The sequence below is a fragment of the Pseudoalteromonas sp. TB51 genome, assembly GCF_000498055.1.
In the GTDB taxonomy this organism is placed as follows: Bacteria; Pseudomonadota; Gammaproteobacteria; order Enterobacterales; family Alteromonadaceae; genus Pseudoalteromonas; species Pseudoalteromonas atlantica.
This window is the reverse complement of the sequence record NZ_AUTO01000134.1, coordinates 1-15,248: the sequence shown is the minus strand read 5'-3', so window position 1 is coordinate 15,248 and position 15,248 is coordinate 1. Positions and strand designations below refer to the sequence as shown.

Below are 15,248 nucleotides of genomic sequence, written 5' to 3'. Positions count from 1 at the left end.
GGCAGTGAAGCCACTTTACTAATGATAGAAATGATTGCCCGACGCGAAGCTACACAACAGCCTATGGTGTTAATGGGCGATTTTAATAACGACCTAGCCGATGGCGTGTTGAGCCATTTATTAACGAATACATTGCGATTTGCCCCAGCGTTTGATGTTAAAACATACCTTGCTAAATATTGTTTAAATGACGCGTGGCAGTTATTTAAAACACTAAAAATGAGCCAATTTACGGCGCACAACACCCAGCAAAATGCTGGCAGCCATCCAGATGTTCAACAAAGTAACGCCCCCGCTGCGCCGTTATTAAATCGCAGCCCTACCCATTACTATGGAACGAGTAGTACGGTACTTGATTATATTTTACTCTCGTGTGAATTTGACCCAAGTTACGATGATAGCTTTTATGAAGTGAGTGATTATCATACATACGACAGGCATTTAATAAACCCAGAATACGAACGAGACGATTTAACAACCGATCACGCGGTGGTATCAATTACGCTAACGTTAAGGAGTTAATACGTGGGTAACATTTATAAATAGGTTTGCAGCTTTTACATTATTATTGAACCTATAAATTATAAGTTATTAATTATAATGAACTTATTTTAGGCTTAAAACTTGCTGTAACTTCTGAGTTAAAACAATTTTAAGGACATAAAAATGACTGAAGTTGCGCTTTCTGCCTATATGGCGTTTTACGTTTACTTAATAATGTTAGTGGTACAGTGGTCGGTAGCTACCTTTAGCAAAGCTAAACAGCCTAATGCTGTACCGGGTAAAATTAGCGATGATTTATCGCACGACAGTTTTATATTTAGAGCCCATCGTACTTTTCATAACACACTAGAAAACAGCGCGCTGTTTATTGGTACTGTGTTGTTTGCATTTGTTATAAATTACCAAAGCCCTATATTTGCCATGTGTGTTTGGGTGTATGTAATAGCGCGATTAATTCATATGGCGCTGTATTACGTTATAGCCACAGAGAAAAACCCAAGTCCACGGACGTACTTCTTTTTAATCAGTTTTATAGCAAATATTGTCATGCTAATTTTAATTGGTTTAAGATTAATGGCTTAATATCATGCGGTTAAAGGCTATTAAACCGTTAGTATAAAAGCGAAAGGGCTGTAATTAGCCCTTTTACTTTTTAGATGAGATTAATCTACACCAATAAACCCACCGGTTTGATGCGCCCAAAGGCCAGCATAAATACCATTTTGTGCAATGAGCGCTTCATGGCTGCCTTGCTCTACAACGCGTCCTTCATCAAGTACAATAAGTCTGTCCATTTGCGCAATGGTCGATAGCCTGTGAGCAATTGCAATCACAGTTTTACTTGTCATTAAATCATCTAGGCTTGCTTGTATTGCGGCTTCTACTTCTGAGTCGAGCGCGCTGGTGGCTTCATCGAGTATTAAAATAGGTGCATTTTTCAGTAATACCCGCGCTATAGCGATACGCTGGCGTTGCCCACCGGAGAGGGTTACACCGCGCTCGCCTACTTGAGCATCAAACCCTTTATTGCCTTTGCTATCTTCTAAATCGCTTATAAACTCGAGGGCTTTAGCTTGCTTGGCAGCGCTGAGCATTTCGGCTTCTGAGGCATCGGGTCGGCCGTATAAAATATTGTCTTTTACAGAGCGGTGAAGCAGGGAAGTGTCTTGCGTAACCATGGCTATATAGCGGCGAAGGCTTTCTTGGCTTACATCGGTAATGTTTTGGCCATCAATTTTAATCGTCCCCGAATCGGTATCGTAAAAGCGCAGCAGTAAATTAACTAATGTTGATTTACCAGCGCCAGAGCGACCCACTAAGCCAATTTTTTCACCGGGTTTGATATGTAGGTTTAGGCCGTTCATTACCGGGCCGCGATTAGTTTCGTTAGCCGCTTTGCCGTAGTTAAAGTGAACATTTGAAAACGCGATATCGCCCTTAGAAACGGCAAGCGTTTTTGCATCGGGTTTGTCATCTACTTTAATGGGCGTAGATAAGGTTTTCATGCCATCGGTTGCGGTACCAATGTTTTCAAACAAGCTGCTTATTTCCCACATGATCCACTGCGCCATGCCATTTAATCTAAGCGATAAACTAACCGCAACAGCAATGGCGCCTGCGCTAATTGCACTTAGCGACCATAAATAAAGGGATAGTGCGGCCACACTAAATACTAATAAGTAATTTAGGCTATTAATGGCAAAGTTAAGGCTGGTTACTAAACGCATTTGCTTATAAACAGGCTGTAAAAATACATCCATACTTTGTTTAGCGTATTGCTCTTCACGTTGTGTGTAAGAAAAAAGCTTAATGGTTGATATATTTGTATAGCTATCGACTATACGGCCGGTCATTTCAGAGCGCGCATCGGCCTGTGAGCTGGCAATTTTTTTAAGTTTTGGCACAAAGTACATTTGAATAGCGGCATAAATAATTACCCACACTAAAAGCGGTAGCATTAAACGCCAGTCAGCTTCTGCAACTAAAAACACCATAGCGCCAAAATAAACCACAATATACATTAGTACATCGAGCAGTTTCATTACGGCTTCTCGTACGGCCAGTGATGTTTGCATTACTTTTGTGGCAATACGCCCTGCAAACTCGTTTTGATAAAAGCTAACACTTTGGCGTAATAAGTATCTATGCGCCGACCAACGAATCGACATAGGGTAATTACCCAGTAATGCTTGGTGCAAAATAGCCGAGTGAAAAAACACCACTATAGGCAATATCACTAAAAGCACTACCGCCATTTTTATAAGTTCGGCTTTTTGCTCTTCAAATAGGGTTTGCGGTGTGTAGGTGCCCAACCAATCAACCAATTGGCCCATATAGCTAAATAACGATACTTCTAAAATGGCAAGCAGGGCAGCACTAACAGACATTAAAACTAACGACAGCTCCATACCTTTAGTGTAATGACGACAAAACGCAAATAAGGTAGAGGGCGGCTGCGTTGGCTTTTGCTCAGGAAATGCGTTGGTCATTTTTTCGAATAATCGATACATTTTATAAACTTAAATGACAAATAATAGAAAAGGATCATACCATTTAAGTGGCGCGCTGTAGATCTTTAGCGACTAATTTACACTGCTACTTTTATCGAATAGGGTTTGTGAGGTTTACGCCTTTAATCATATAAATGTCGTCATAGCGTAAACCGCCATTTCCGTAGGGCTTTTTATGTGGGCCCGTATTACAGTTAGCTAAAAAATAGCTAAGTGGGCGTTCGCGTTTCATTCTAAAGGTGGCATTTTTATACACTAAGGTTTGGTTTTTAAATTCGCCGCCTTGTACATATACATTGTATTGCTGGCCTTGCATTTTTACCGATGCATTATTAACAACGTACCAAATGTTGTACCAACTGTTTGTATCAAGTGGTTTAGCCGATTGCGCTTGTGCATAGTTTTGGATATTACTATAGCCCTTATCAGTTTTGACCATTAGGGCCCCGGTATTGACTAACCCATTTGATTCGGTTTTATCGGTAACTCGTAGAGTGGCTTCAAAGGCGTCGTAGCCATGAACGTTTATTTGCTCTGGCTCTAAGTTACTTAATCCAAAAGCATGGTTATTTGGAAAAGAGGCGACGTTAATACGGGTAAAAAAAGTGTAGGTTTCGCCAACGGGCACTGTTTTTGGAAGCTTTTTATAGCTGAGGGCTTTGCGGTTGCCGACAATACCATTTTCGGCAGGCTTTTTAATTAAAAAGTGGTTAATCCCTTTGGCTGTGTCCTCAACTTCTATTTTAGTTACTTGTGGGTTAGCGACATAAGGTTGAGTTTGATTGTCTGTGTCGGCCTTTGTCCAGCCTTTTAGCGGCTGTTCAAAGTTATCTACTAATAGCCATTTTGCAGAGGGGGCATTTTGATTGTTTTGGCTACAGGCTAATAATCCTGAGCAGGCCACTAACAGTAAGCTGTATTTAACGCGCATAATCCCTCTTTTACTAATGTAAGTATAAGCATATAAATTGGTAAACCAATATGTGACTTTTAATTTTTCAAACTTAAAATTTATATAACCAATTTGGTGTAAATTAGTCAACCAATATTGTGTTTTATCTATTCTACTGACGTTTTTATTTTAAACGCGTAAAATACCTAACTACACGCAATTAAAAATAATAAAAGGGATTATATGTATACTGGAACGTGCCTATGTAAAGCGGTAAGCATTGAAATTAAAGGGGCTATTTCTCAAATTATTCATTGTCACTGCTCACTATGCAGAAAAAACAGCGGGACTGCTTTTGCCACTAATGGTTTTGTAAACACTCACGAATTTACACTTACCAAAGGAGAAGATAATTTAACTGAATTTAATTTCAAACCTGGGCGTGCGCGCTTTTTTTGTAAAACATGTGGCTCACCTATTTACAGTGCTAATGCAGAGGATAAATCTCGCTTGCGAATACGCCTAGGGTTGCTAGATAACGATATTACTGAACAGGTAATATCGCATAATTTTGTTACCTCTAAAGCCAATTGCGAGCAATTAGAAACCCATTTGCCGTGCTATGAAAAACACGAACCAGGGCGCTAAATTACTCTATGTGATAAATGCTGTTTATGTCGTTGTGAAGGGTGGGCGCCCACGTTTTAAATAATGGCGAATGGGCTATTTCTTCTTTATTAATGTGCACTAAGCTTTGCTGAGAAAGTATCACGACAATATTTTTGTATTCGTTAAACTCTATAAGGGCAATACAGCTAAAGTGTTGCCTAAACAGGACGAGTAAAGCTTGGAGCTCTTTTCCTGTTTTAGGGTTTAAATTTATAATAATTTGCGCATTTAGCCCGCTGCAGCGACGTATGTTTTGCCAAAATACGCTGCTAGATAAAAAGTCTTGATGTACATCGCCACTAAAAATATCAATTGTAACGACATTGTATGTGCGCGTGCACGTTGCAACAAACTGCTCTGCATTTTGTAAGTGCACCGTATGATTAGCGGGCAAGTTAAAATGGTGCTTAGCAACGCTTATCATCGCGGGGTTTATTTCTACACTGTCAAACACAGCTAAGTTATTTATATAAGCCGTTTTGTTATGTAAATAATGAATGGCTCGCTCAATACCCGCAGTGCCTAAACCTAAATTTAACACCCGTAGTGGCTCAGCTGCTTTAAGTAAAAATAACAGCATGCATTGATTAACCGCAATCAGTAATTGTTCATTCTCATTAAGGCTCATCACCCCTTGAATAGTGATATCGCTTTGCGCATTTTGGGCAAGTGTTAACCAGCGATAGGCCGTATTTTGATAAACACAAATAGGCCCATATTGGTTGTTACTAGTGGCAATTAAATTAGCAGAGACAGTGTCGGCTTTAAGCTGGCGCATAGGTTACAAATACAAATAAAACACCCCATTAGTTTGCCACGAAAACACGCTATGTATATAGCGTATTTATGTAACAAGGTTTGTAATACGCTTGGTTACTTAAAAGAGGAGAGTACTTATGTGTGGTTAATTTTTACAGTTGAGCTTACTTGTATAAAGCTTTAACTCAAAATAGTTGCACTAAATAGGTTGTTGAGTAATGGTAAGGTAAAAAATAAGGAGCTTATAATGCGCAAAACCCCTTTTTCTATTACAACTAAACTTATTAAATTGAGTACGTTAGCCTTTGCTTGTACGGCAGGATTATCAGCACAGGCACATGCCAGCATAAAATATGAAGAACAACAAAAGCTACATGATATTGCAGCGCAGGTATCAGCTAAACGTATTGAGAGCGACATACAAACGCTGGTGGATTTTGGTACCCGCCATACGCTTTCTGAAACTAAGTCAGATACACGGGGCATAGGTGCTGCACGGCGTTGGATTAAAAAAGAGTTTGAAAAAATATCAGCGCAATGTGGTGGTTGCCTAGAAGTTATTGAAGTTAAAGACACTATATCAGGTGAAAAACGAATTCCTAATCCTGTTGAAGTGGTAAATATTGTGGCCATTCAGCGTGGTAGTACTGAGCCAAACCGAATGGTTATTATGTCGGGCGATATTGATTCGCGCGTGAGCGATGTAATGGACTTTACCAGTGATTCACCGGGTGCTAATGATAACGCTTCAGGTGTGGCAGGGGTTATTGAAGCTGCACGTGTACTAAGCAAGCATAAATTTAATGGCTCAGTTGTGTATGCAGCGTTGTCGGGCGAAGAGCAGGGTTTATTTGGCGGTAAAATACTCACAGCGTATGCGCAAGAGCACAATTGGCAAGTACATGGCGTTTTAAATAACGACATGATTGGCAACATTACCGGTATTAATGGCGTTACCGACAATACAACGGCGCGTATTTTCTCAGAAGGCACGCGTGTAGTAGAAACGAAACAACAAGCAAGAACGCGCCGTTTTACAGGTGGTGAAGTCGATTCGGCGAGTCGTAATTTAGCGCGCTATATAGATACAATTGCCGATAGGTACATTCCAAATTTAGATACAATGTTAGTTTACAGGTTAGATAGATTTGGCCGGGGCGGGCACCATAGACCGTTTAACGATGCAGGTTTTGCAGCAGTCAGAATTATGGAAACTAATGAGCATTACGACCGACAACATCAAGATTTACGTACAGAAAATGGTGTGGTCTATGGCGATACCATAGATGGCGTTGATTTTGACTACACAGCAAAGCTTACATCATTGAACGCAGTAACAATGGCTTCAATGGCTTGGGCGCCAGCTCCCCCTAAGCAGGTAAAAATTGAAGGCGCGGTTAAGGCCGACACTACGCTTTCGTGGCAAAGTTCAGATGATGATAATATTGCCGGTTATCGTATTTATTGGCGCTATACCAGTGAGCCGCAATGGCAATTTAGCCAAGATGTGGGCAATGTAAGTAAAGCTACACTTAAAAACGTTGTTATAGATAATTACTATTTCGGTGTTGCAGCGATAAGCAAAGACGGGATTGAATCGCCAGTGGTGTTCCCAGGTGATGTAGGCTCGTTTGATCACAATATAAAATAACAGCGATTTATTATTGCTTAAGCGCAATTGTGATTAAAAACAAATCAAATGGTGTATTTAAGGTGCAAAGCAGGTGTTTTATGCTTGCACCTTATTTGTTATGCACTTAGAGTGTAGAAAAAAAGCAGTAAAGGTTAATAAAATGCAGCAAGAAGAAAAAAAACCATTAACAGCGCAAGAGCAAGCACAAATAGAGCAACAACGGGTTGCTTGGCAACGCGAGTGTTTTCAAAACGCCCAAAAATACTTAGCAGAAAAAGGCATTATGCCTAAATCAGTAATAGACAAAGACAGCCGCTTTTTAGCGCCATTATGTGCTATGTGGAAATTTAAAGCGCAAAACGGCAAGAGCTACTGGGTAATAACAGGGCGCTTACCTACTGATCATGCAGAAGTAAGTGCAGCAAAAGATGCGCGCGATGCTATGCGTTATTTTTCATTACAATGGCAGTTAAAAGCAGATCAAATAATGAGTGTTGGCGCACGCGATAAAACCCAAGTCGACTTTGCTAACTTACTTATAAACCGTGCTCACGGCTTATACGAAATGCATGAAAACGAGCAACTTTGGGCTAATGAACCAAAATAAGGTATCGCTTGTATAAACGTAAAAAAGGGCTATTAACGGCCCTTTTTTAATGTACTAATGTAAATGGTTTAGTGACAAACTCAGACACTTGGCATTGCATTCGCTGCCTAGGTATACCTGCTTCCATAAAAACACCGCCTTGTTGTATAAAGCCGTTCCGTTTAAAGCGTTCAACTTCGTTTAAAATACAATTAATACTAATAACTTGGTGCCCATCGTTAGCGGCAAGATTAACAATAAAAGTAAGTAATGAAGTATAAACATGGCGATTACGATGTGCGGGTAAAACGGCTATTCGGCCTATTAAGCCATCTGTACACAGCCTACCTGTGGCTACGGGGGCGTTACTGTTGTGAGTAACTAGCACATGGTGTGCTAGTTTGTCTTGGCTATCAAATTCTATTCGTTTGGGTATGTGTAACTCATACACAAATACTTTTTCACGTATTTGTTGTAGCTGGTCTTTTTGCCTATCCCACTCGACCTTATTAATTTGATAGCCCATAGCGCACCTCTAATTAAACCACAACCCCTCATTAACTAGTGTAGTAAAGGTTTGAATAAAAACTAGGCTGGGCTGCGCTGCGTTTAAATCGTCGGTATTAACATAATCATGATCTGTTAATAGTTTAACGGCATTTAAGTCGCAAAGTGGTAACGGGTAGTTTTCGCCATTAATACTTAATAATAGGGTGTCTTCTAGCTGCTGATAGATAGCACGTACGCCGCCTAAACGCTCAAATTCTTCTGCATTGTTTGCTATTAACTCATTCATTTGCTCGCAGGTTATAGGCTCTTCAAGCGGTGCTAAGTCCATTTCGTGCTTGGCTTGGCTTAAGGTATTACCAAGCCAATGCTTAAATAGCTCATCGTTATTAAGTAGCGCTTGCATAAGGGTTTTAACTTTATCGGTTTCGCTCTGTAAAAGCTCACCTTTAGAGTCCCTAAGGGCTAAAGTATGATCGGTATAGCGTTTTTGGCCGCTGTCGGTATCAATAACATGATCGGCAAAACTAGAAAATAAGTCTTGTTGATTAGGCGCTCTAAATCCAACCGAGTAGTTAAGGGCGTTTTCTATTGCATAGCCTTCGTGAGGGCACCCAGGTGGTATATATAAAATATCGCCGGGCTCTAAAATACAATCTATAACGGCTTCAAATTGCTCAACTTGCAGTAGTTTTTTATTTTGCGCAAATTGTTTAAGTGTTGGATCAGGCAGGCCAACACGCCAATGACGCTTACCCTCGCCTTGAATAATAAATACATCGTACTGATCTAGGTGTGGACCAACGCCACCTTTAGGGGTTGAGTAGCTGATCATTAAATCATCTATTCGCCAGTTAGGTATAAACCGAAATGGCTGAAGCAGTTGTGCTGCATCGCTATGCCAATGATCAACCGCTTGTACCAATAAAGTAGCGTGTTGCTCAGTTAATTTTTCAAAGTCTTCAAATGGGCCTTGGTATGCTTGCCAATCGTTATTGTGGTTTGTAACAATTCGCGACTCTATACTTTCTTCCATAGCAAGACCGGCAAGCTCTTCTGCCTCTATTGGGTCTTGAAAGTCTGTAAAGCCTTGTTTAATTAATAGCGGTTTTTTTTGCCAGTATTGGTTTAAAAATTCTTGCTCACAGAGGTTGTTTATTTTTAATTGGTACATAGAGTTGGCCTATAATTTTTAGTACAAAAAAAGCGAAAGGGATTATCCTTTCGCTTTTTATATGCGCAATTTAGTATTTAAACTAAATCGTCAATAAACTCAACAGCGCGGCCAATGTAGTTGGCAGGTGTTAGTTTTTTCATTTCTACTTTAGCGTGCTCTGGCAGGTCTAAACCATCGATAAAGTCGGCCATAATCTCTTGATTTACACGTTTACCACGCGTTAAATCTTTAAGTTTTTCGTATGGTTTTTCAATACCGTATTTACGCATAACCGTTTGAATTGGCTCAGCAAGTAATTCCCAGTTTTGATCAAGCTCATCAAGTAAACGTTGCTCATTTACTTCAAGCTTGCTTACGCCTTTAAGTGTAGATTGATACGCAATAAGCGTGTAGCCCATACCCACACCTAAGTTACGTAAAACGGTTGAGTCGGTAAGGTCACGCTGCCAACGAGAAACAGGCAGTTTTTGTGCAAGGTGAGCAAATATAGCATTTGCTAAGCCTAGGTTACCTTCTGAGTTTTCAAAGTCGATAGGGTTTACTTTATGCGGCATTGTTGAAGAGCCGATTTCGCCAGCAATGGTTTTTTGCTTAAAGTGGTTAAGGGCAATGTAACCCCAAACGTCACGATCAAAATCAAGTAAAATAGTGTTAAAGCGAGCAATAGCATCAAATAGCTCGGCAATGTAGTCATGCGGCTCTATTTGTGTAGTGAACGGGTTAAAGGTTAAACCAAGGCTAGTTACAAAGTTGCTTGCGTGGGTATGCCAATCGTAATCTGGGTAAGCACTCAGGTGAGCATTGTAGTTACCTACAGCACCGTTAATTTTACCTAGCATTTCTACCTGTGCGATTTGGTCGCGCTGGCGTTTTAAACGCATGTATACGTTAGCAAACTCTTTACCCATTGTTGAAGGCGTAGCTGGTTGGCCGTGGGTACGTGTCATCATAGGTACTGCTTTGTACTCAATAGCTTTTTCTTTTATAGCGTTAAGTAGTTGGTCGCAGTATGGAAGGAGCACATTATCACGAGCTTCGCTTAGCATTAACCCATGAGATAGGTTATTAATATCTTCTGATGTACAGGCAAAATGGATGAACTCGTTAATAGCGTTAATTTCGCTGTTATCGGCTACTTTTTCTTTTAGTAAATATTCTACCGCTTTAACATCGTGGTTTGTGGTGCGTTCAATGTCTTTAACACGCTGTGCGTCTGCTTCGCTGAAGTTATCAACAATGGCATTTAAAAGTGCATTGGCTTGTTCGCTAAATGCAGGTACTTCTTTAATATCGCTTGCTGCAGCTAAGGCTTGCAACCAACGCACTTCAACGGTTACGCGGTATTTGATTAAGCCAAATTCGCTGAAAATACTGCGTAGTTCAGTGGTTTTGCTGCCGTAGCGACCATCCACTGGAGAGATAGCGGTTAACGCTGAAAGCTCCATAATAACTCCTAAATTTTAGTTTTGAACGATAATTAAATGTTTGTTTTTGCAATAGCGAGAATTTTTCTTTTTGCAAAGAAAAAGTGACGGCGTTTACCGCCCATTTGTCGCCATAATACAGCACTGCGAATTCCTGCTAATAAAAGGGCACGAATTTTATTTTGCGTTTGCTGCTGTTTTAATAACTCGGGTTTACCATAAACCTGAATTCGGTGCCCAAGGGGGCTCAGCACCGACGAGTATATATCTGCTAAACCGGCAACTACGGTGTCATCGGTTATGGCAAAGTGATCTAAGCGACGATGAATGTCGTCGATACGACGGCCAAGTTCAGCTAAGCTTTTTGGCTCGTTATTTAAAATACGTTCAAGCTGCATTAAACCACCTACGTACTTAACTATTTCAACATCTTTTTGAGCGCCAGCAGTAAGCTGCGCCATTAATGTTTTATAGCCGTCGCGCAAGTTATGCGTATCTTGATAAACATCAACCGGCGATGCGGGTGATGTTTGTACAATACTTGTAAATAGCACGTCTAAGTCTGAATCGTTTGCGCTGCCGTATTGCGCAATTTTTTGTACTTGTTTAGCCACTTGGCACATGGCGGCAAGCGCCATGACTTGGTGTTGATTCATTACTTAATCACCGAATCTATAATACCGCCACCTAAACACACATCATCGGCATAAAAAACAGCTGATTGACCTGGTGTAACGGCTTTTTGTGGTTCATCAAACAATACGCGTGCCATACCATCTTCCCCAACGAGAAGAGTACAATTAATATCTTCTTGGCGGTAACGGGTTTTAACGGTGCAGCGCGTTGTACCTTGAGGACCAACACGGTCTACCCAATGTAATTGATTGGCGTTTAGGCCATTACTGTACAGGCGAGGGTGGTCTTTACCTTGTCCGACAACGAGCACATTGCGCTCAACGTCTTTATCTACAACGTACCATGGCTCGCCAGAGCCTTCTTTCATGCCACCAATTAACAAGCCTTTACGCTGGCCAAGTGTATGATACATAAGCCCTTCGTGCTCACCTACGTTGTTGCCGTCAGTATCTTCAATCACACCAGGTTGAGCAGGTAAAAACTTTTGTAAAAAGTCTTTAAATTTACGCTCCCCAATAAAACAAATACCGGTGCTGTCTTTTTTATCGTGGGTGATTAAGTCTTGCTCTTCTGCAATACGGCGTACGTCTGGTTTAGCTATATCGCCTACTGGGAAAAGCGTTTGGCCTATGTGTTCATGGCTTAAGGTATATAAGAAATAGCTTTGATCTTTGTTATCGTCTAAGCCTCGGCACATAACGTATTTGTCGTCTCGTAGTTCACGACGAACATAATGGCCTGTTGCAATATAATCGGCGCCAAGTGCTTGTGCTGCAAATTCTAAAAATGCTTTAAATTTAATTTCTTTGTTACACATAATATCTGGGTTTGGCGTACGGCCCGCTTTGTACTCTTCTAAAAAGTACTCAAAAACGTTATCCCAGTATTCGGCTGCAAAGTTAACGGTATGAAGCTCGATGCCTAATTTGTCACACACTGCTTGTGCATCTTTTAAATCTTCAGCGGCTGCACAGTATTCGTCATTGTCGTCTTCTTCCCAGTTCTTCATAAACAGGCCTTCTACTTGATAGCCCTGTTGTTGTAATAAATATGCAGATACAGAAGAATCAACACCGCCGGACATACCAACGATGACTTTAATGTGACTATTTTCGCTCATGAATAATTTCGCTTATACAGATTGCTGTTAACTTGGAAAGGCCGCGATTATAGCACGCATTTTGTTTTTGCTTAAAGGGAGGAGTGGCGCAAACACACGATTTTGTAGTTATTTTATTCATATAATAAATAGCAAATAAGACTGAATCGCATTTAACATAAAAAATGATGAAAAATTTAAATAAGTCATTGTAAAAAGATATTTCGGTGCCATTCTTACTCTATTAAATGATAATAATGCTTTTATTACCTTGTTCTTGCTTGTAAATTCAGCTGCCAGTAAGATTTAGCTTATTAGACTCACTTTTTATTATAAAAATATTTTCAACGGAATGAATATATGAATTACGCCTTCCAGGTAAAAAAGCTTTCAACGTTAATACAATATTATGCTGCAAACTCACGCGATGAACTAAATGAGTTGCTCATAATGCCTACAAGCGACTTAAAACGTGATACGTATACGCTTTTTCATGAAGTTTTTGAGCACACTTTACCCTCAGATGCCAAGCAAAACAGTCCTATTGATGAGATTTTCAATGCTGTCTCAAGTTCTTTTGAATTAGTTGACGAGACAGAAACTGCCTTGTTTGAGACTATGAAACGCTGGTGGGATGAATGGTATTTTGCATTAAGTATGGATAATTCGCTTTCTAATGAAAAAGAAGATGCGCCATACAGTTTCCTTTCTAAAAAAATGCATCATCCTATGAAGCGCCACGAGATGAGCCACTACGCCCATTTATTTACTATTTTGCCTATGCCTATCTCTAATGTGTGTGCCAAAACCGGTGATATTATTAGGATTAATCAGCGCTTTATAGATGTATTTGGTTATACCATTGATGACTTACCTAACTTAGAGCAGTGGTGGGTTAATGCATACCCAGACCCTCATTATCGAGAGGCCGTGAAAAAAACCTGGCAATCGACTTTAGAAATTGGCAATGGAACAGGGCAAGACATCCCCGCGCATGATTACCATGTTACTTGTAAAAACGGTAATACAATTACCATGGAAGTATCTGGAATCAATTTGGGCGATGAATATATTGCTTTATTTAATGATGCGACCAAGCGTTTAGAAGATCAAAATATTTTACGCGACATGGCTTTTTTAGATTCGCTAACACAAATAGCAAATAGACGTCGTTTTGATGAAAAGCTAAGTAAAGAGTTCGAAAAAGCCGTTGAGTGTGGTGACGATTTGGCAATTATTTTAATCGATATTGATCACTTTAAACTCTTTAACGACCGCTACGGGCATGTTGAAGGTGATTTAAGTTTGTATAACGTGGCGCAAGCAATAGCGTGTACGGTAAGCCGCACCGAGGACTTTGTGGCGCGTTATGGCGGAGAAGAATTTGTTGTATTGCTGCCTCAAACCGATAAACAAGGGGCCTTATTTATTGCTGAGCATATTCAAAAGGCAATTGAAGAGCTGCACATCCCTCATGAAGACAGCTTTACCGGCTACTTAACCCTGAGCATGGGTATTCACGCAATTAATAAAGAGGATAGTTGCGATCAAAAAGAGTTTATTAAGGCCGCCGACAGCGCACTTTATTATTCAAAAAGGCAAGGACGAAATTGTTTAGCATTAAGTTAATTTATAGCCTTGGACTATTTATATAGCTTTGAGAATTATACAAAGCGCAGATGTTTAATTATCGTCGTAAATAAAGTCTACGTCTTGAATAGGGCGGTTTAGGCTGTCTTCAATACACTTTAAAACTAAATGGCTTCTTAGAGGCAGTGCTTTTATGTCTTCTAAACTGTGCCAGTTGGCACTAATTATATCTGCATCTTTTGGGCAGGGCTCGCTGGTGATTTGAGTGCCATCAAACATAAAACAAAAGCGTAAGTAATGCACCCCATTAGCCGCATGTAAGTTATAAATACCGATTAAACCCGTGGGCGTTAGGGACAAACCTGTTTCTTCAAAAAGCTCTCTGCTGGCTGCTTGAGCCAGTGTTTCGTTTAGTTCTAAATGGCCGGCAGGTTGGTTATAACAAATATTAGAAGTAAATTTATCTCGCTCTTTTACCAGTAAAAAATGCTCTCCTTTTTTTACTACAGCAGCAACCGTTACATGGGGTTTATGCATTTACCTCACCTTTTATAACACTGTACTGTGCGCTGCTTATGCCATCTAGCGTGTAATTGCCAATACTGTAGCGAATAAGCCTTAATGTAGGGTGCCCAACATGGGCGGTCATACGGCGAACTTGCCTATTACGTCCTTCATTAATTGTAATACTTAACCAAGTTGTAGGAATCGACTTTCGCTCTCTTACCGGCGGCACGCGAGGCCAAAGCTTTGGCTCGTCAATAATTTTTACGTTTGCAGGTAAGGTCATCCCATCTTTTAGTTCAACACCTTTACACAGGGCATTAATGGCGTCTTCACTAGGCTCGCCTTCAACTTGCACCCAATAGGTTTTATTGGTTTTTTTATTCGGTGCGGTAAGGGTATTTTGAAGCTTTCCGCAGTTTGTTAAAAGTAACAAGCCTTCACTGTCTCGGTCGAGTCTGCCTGCAGCGTATACATCTTTAATGGGAATAAATTCAGCCAAGGTTTTTCTATTGGCATCGTCTGTAAATTGGCAAAGCACATCGTAAGGCTTGTTAAATAAAACAATTTTTCTATCTTTAGGCGCTATAGCGGGTTTAATTTCACGCGAAGTTGTACTTTTTTTAGTGAGCGCACTGCGTGAGTAAGTTCTACCCGTGGTTCGTTTAGTGGTACTTTTACTTGTGCGATTATGCATTGGTTTGTTCGCCATTAAATACACCTAGCGGGCTTGGGTAAGCCGGCAATTTTTGTGGCTT

16 protein-coding genes are annotated in these 15,248 nt (G+C 40.3%); 6 read left to right on the top strand and 10 right to left on the bottom strand.

Translation table 11 applies throughout. The annotated features are described in order from the left end of the window. Positions 1 to 522: endonuclease/exonuclease/phosphatase family protein (locus L650_RS0107005; protein WP_029772661.1), on the top strand; the 522-nt coding region annotated here is incomplete at its 5' end. A gap of 144 nt (positions 523 to 666) precedes the next feature. Beyond that, positions 667 to 1,086: an MAPEG family protein gene (locus L650_RS0107000; protein WP_029772660.1), complete on the top strand. Its 420-nt coding sequence runs from the start codon at positions 667 to 669 to the stop codon at positions 1,084 to 1,086. A gap of 80 nt (positions 1,087 to 1,166) precedes the next feature. Here the strand turns inward: L650_RS0107000 and L650_RS0106995 are convergent, their stop codons facing one another. After that, entirely contained in the window at positions 1,167 to 3,014 is a 1,848-nt protein-coding gene (locus tag L650_RS0106995) for an ABC transporter ATP-binding protein (protein ID WP_029772659.1), read from the bottom strand. A 91-nt stretch (positions 3,015 to 3,105) separates the two neighbouring features. Beyond that, positions 3,106 to 3,945, bottom strand: a complete 840-nt coding sequence (locus tag L650_RS0106990; RefSeq protein WP_029772658.1) for a hypothetical protein — start codon at positions 3,943 to 3,945, stop codon at positions 3,106 to 3,108. Between the two features lie 204 nt (positions 3,946 to 4,149). On the opposite strand from L650_RS0106990, the gene L650_RS0106985 reads away from it, so the two are divergent. Then, positions 4,150 to 4,554, top strand: coding sequence for a GFA family protein (locus L650_RS0106985; protein ID WP_029772656.1), 405 nt, complete (start codon positions 4,150 to 4,152; stop codon positions 4,552 to 4,554). 1 nt (position 4,555) lies between these two features. Here the strand turns inward: L650_RS0106985 and L650_RS0106980 are convergent, their stop codons facing one another. Further along, complete coding sequence (locus L650_RS0106980; RefSeq protein WP_029772655.1) at positions 4,556 to 5,353, bottom strand: spermidine synthase; 798 nt, start codon at positions 5,351 to 5,353, stop codon at positions 4,556 to 4,558. Between the two features lie 228 nt (positions 5,354 to 5,581). Between L650_RS0106980 and L650_RS0106975 the strand changes: the two genes are divergently transcribed. Both L650_RS0106975 and L650_RS0106970 read left to right on the top strand, forming a co-directional pair. Continuing rightward, positions 5,582 to 6,985 (top strand): M28 family peptidase, encoded by a 1,404-nt coding sequence (locus tag L650_RS0106975; RefSeq protein WP_029772654.1) that lies wholly within the window; start codon positions 5,582 to 5,584, stop codon positions 6,983 to 6,985. A 142-nt stretch (positions 6,986 to 7,127) separates the two neighbouring features. Next, on the top strand, positions 7,128 to 7,574 hold the full coding sequence (locus L650_RS0106970) for a DUF4826 family protein (protein ID WP_029772653.1): 447 nt from the start codon (positions 7,128 to 7,130) through the stop codon (positions 7,572 to 7,574). 46 nt (positions 7,575 to 7,620) lie between these two features. Here L650_RS0106970 and L650_RS0106965 read toward each other — a convergent pair whose 3' ends face one another. The 5 genes from L650_RS0106965 to mnmA all read right to left on the bottom strand — a co-directional run bounded on the left by L650_RS0106965 (position 7,621) and on the right by mnmA (position 12,417). Continuing rightward, positions 7,621 to 8,079: a GNAT family N-acetyltransferase gene (locus tag L650_RS0106965; protein ID WP_029772652.1), complete on the bottom strand. Its 459-nt coding sequence runs from the start codon at positions 8,077 to 8,079 to the stop codon at positions 7,621 to 7,623. Positions 8,080 to 8,088: 9 nt separating this feature from the next. Then, on the bottom strand, positions 8,089 to 9,234 hold the full coding sequence (locus L650_RS0106960) for a cupin domain-containing protein (RefSeq protein WP_029772651.1): 1,146 nt from the start codon (positions 9,232 to 9,234) through the stop codon (positions 8,089 to 8,091). Between the two features lie 77 nt (positions 9,235 to 9,311). After that, complete coding sequence (gene purB, locus L650_RS0106955; RefSeq protein WP_024033516.1) at positions 9,312 to 10,682, bottom strand: adenylosuccinate lyase; 1,371 nt, start codon at positions 10,680 to 10,682, stop codon at positions 9,312 to 9,314. A 32-nt stretch (positions 10,683 to 10,714) separates the two neighbouring features. After that, positions 10,715 to 11,317, bottom strand: coding sequence for a high frequency lysogenization protein HflD (gene hflD / locus L650_RS0106950; RefSeq protein ID WP_029772650.1), 603 nt, complete (start codon positions 11,315 to 11,317; stop codon positions 10,715 to 10,717). After that, on the bottom strand, positions 11,317 to 12,417 hold the full coding sequence (mnmA, locus tag L650_RS0106945) for a tRNA 2-thiouridine(34) synthase MnmA (protein WP_004586724.1): 1,101 nt from the start codon (positions 12,415 to 12,417) through the stop codon (positions 11,317 to 11,319). Before mnmA ends, hflD begins: the two co-directional genes overlap by 1 nt. Before the next feature lie 339 nt (positions 12,418 to 12,756). Here mnmA and L650_RS0106940 point away from each other — a divergent pair, with 339 nt between their 5' ends. Beyond that, positions 12,757 to 14,025: a sensor domain-containing diguanylate cyclase gene (locus L650_RS0106940; RefSeq protein WP_029772649.1), complete on the top strand. Its 1,269-nt coding sequence runs from the start codon at positions 12,757 to 12,759 to the stop codon at positions 14,023 to 14,025. 54 nt (positions 14,026 to 14,079) lie between these two features. Here L650_RS0106940 and L650_RS0106935 read toward each other — a convergent pair whose 3' ends face one another. Then, positions 14,080 to 14,523, bottom strand: a complete 444-nt coding sequence (locus tag L650_RS0106935; protein WP_004586722.1) for an NUDIX domain-containing protein — start codon at positions 14,521 to 14,523, stop codon at positions 14,080 to 14,082. Next, positions 14,516 to 15,202, bottom strand: coding sequence for an rRNA large subunit pseudouridine synthase E (locus L650_RS0106930; protein WP_029772648.1), 687 nt, complete (start codon positions 15,200 to 15,202; stop codon positions 14,516 to 14,518). The genes L650_RS0106935 and L650_RS0106930 overlap by 8 nt, the downstream gene beginning before the upstream one ends. Positions 15,203 to 15,248: the final 46 nt, after the last annotated feature.

What these genes read in the sequence shown, in the direction of transcription:
- L650_RS0107000 (WP_029772660.1), top strand. Translation starts at nt 667, where the DNA reads ATGACTGAAGTTGCGCTTTCTGCCTATATGGCGTTTTACGTTTACTTA.
- L650_RS0106995 (WP_029772659.1), bottom strand. Translation starts at nt 3,014, where the DNA reads ATGTATCGATTATTCGAAAAAATGACCAACGCATTTCCTGAGCAAAAG.
- L650_RS0106990 (WP_029772658.1), bottom strand. Translation starts at nt 3,945, where the DNA reads ATGCGCGTTAAATACAGCTTACTGTTAGTGGCCTGCTCAGGATTATTA.
- L650_RS0106985 (WP_029772656.1), top strand. Translation starts at nt 4,150, where the DNA reads ATGTATACTGGAACGTGCCTATGTAAAGCGGTAAGCATTGAAATTAAA.
- L650_RS0106980 (WP_029772655.1), bottom strand. Translation starts at nt 5,353, where the DNA reads ATGCGCCAGCTTAAAGCCGACACTGTCTCTGCTAATTTAATTGCCACT.
- L650_RS0106975 (WP_029772654.1), top strand. Translation starts at nt 5,582, where the DNA reads ATGCGCAAAACCCCTTTTTCTATTACAACTAAACTTATTAAATTGAGT.
- L650_RS0106970 (WP_029772653.1), top strand. Translation starts at nt 7,128, where the DNA reads ATGCAGCAAGAAGAAAAAAAACCATTAACAGCGCAAGAGCAAGCACAA.
- L650_RS0106965 (WP_029772652.1), bottom strand. Translation starts at nt 8,079, where the DNA reads ATGGGCTATCAAATTAATAAGGTCGAGTGGGATAGGCAAAAAGACCAG.
- L650_RS0106960 (WP_029772651.1), bottom strand. Translation starts at nt 9,234, where the DNA reads ATGTACCAATTAAAAATAAACAACCTCTGTGAGCAAGAATTTTTAAAC.
- purB (WP_024033516.1), bottom strand. Translation starts at nt 10,682, where the DNA reads ATGGAGCTTTCAGCGTTAACCGCTATCTCTCCAGTGGATGGTCGCTAC.
- hflD (WP_029772650.1), bottom strand. Translation starts at nt 11,317, where the DNA reads ATGAATCAACACCAAGTCATGGCGCTTGCCGCCATGTGCCAAGTGGCT.
- mnmA (WP_004586724.1), bottom strand. Translation starts at nt 12,417, where the DNA reads ATGAGCGAAAATAGTCACATTAAAGTCATCGTTGGTATGTCCGGCGGT.
- L650_RS0106940 (WP_029772649.1), top strand. Translation starts at nt 12,757, where the DNA reads ATGAATTACGCCTTCCAGGTAAAAAAGCTTTCAACGTTAATACAATAT.
- L650_RS0106935 (WP_004586722.1), bottom strand. Translation starts at nt 14,523, where the DNA reads ATGCATAAACCCCATGTAACGGTTGCTGCTGTAGTAAAAAAAGGAGAG.
- L650_RS0106930 (WP_029772648.1), bottom strand. Translation starts at nt 15,202, where the DNA reads ATGGCGAACAAACCAATGCATAATCGCACAAGTAAAAGTACCACTAAA.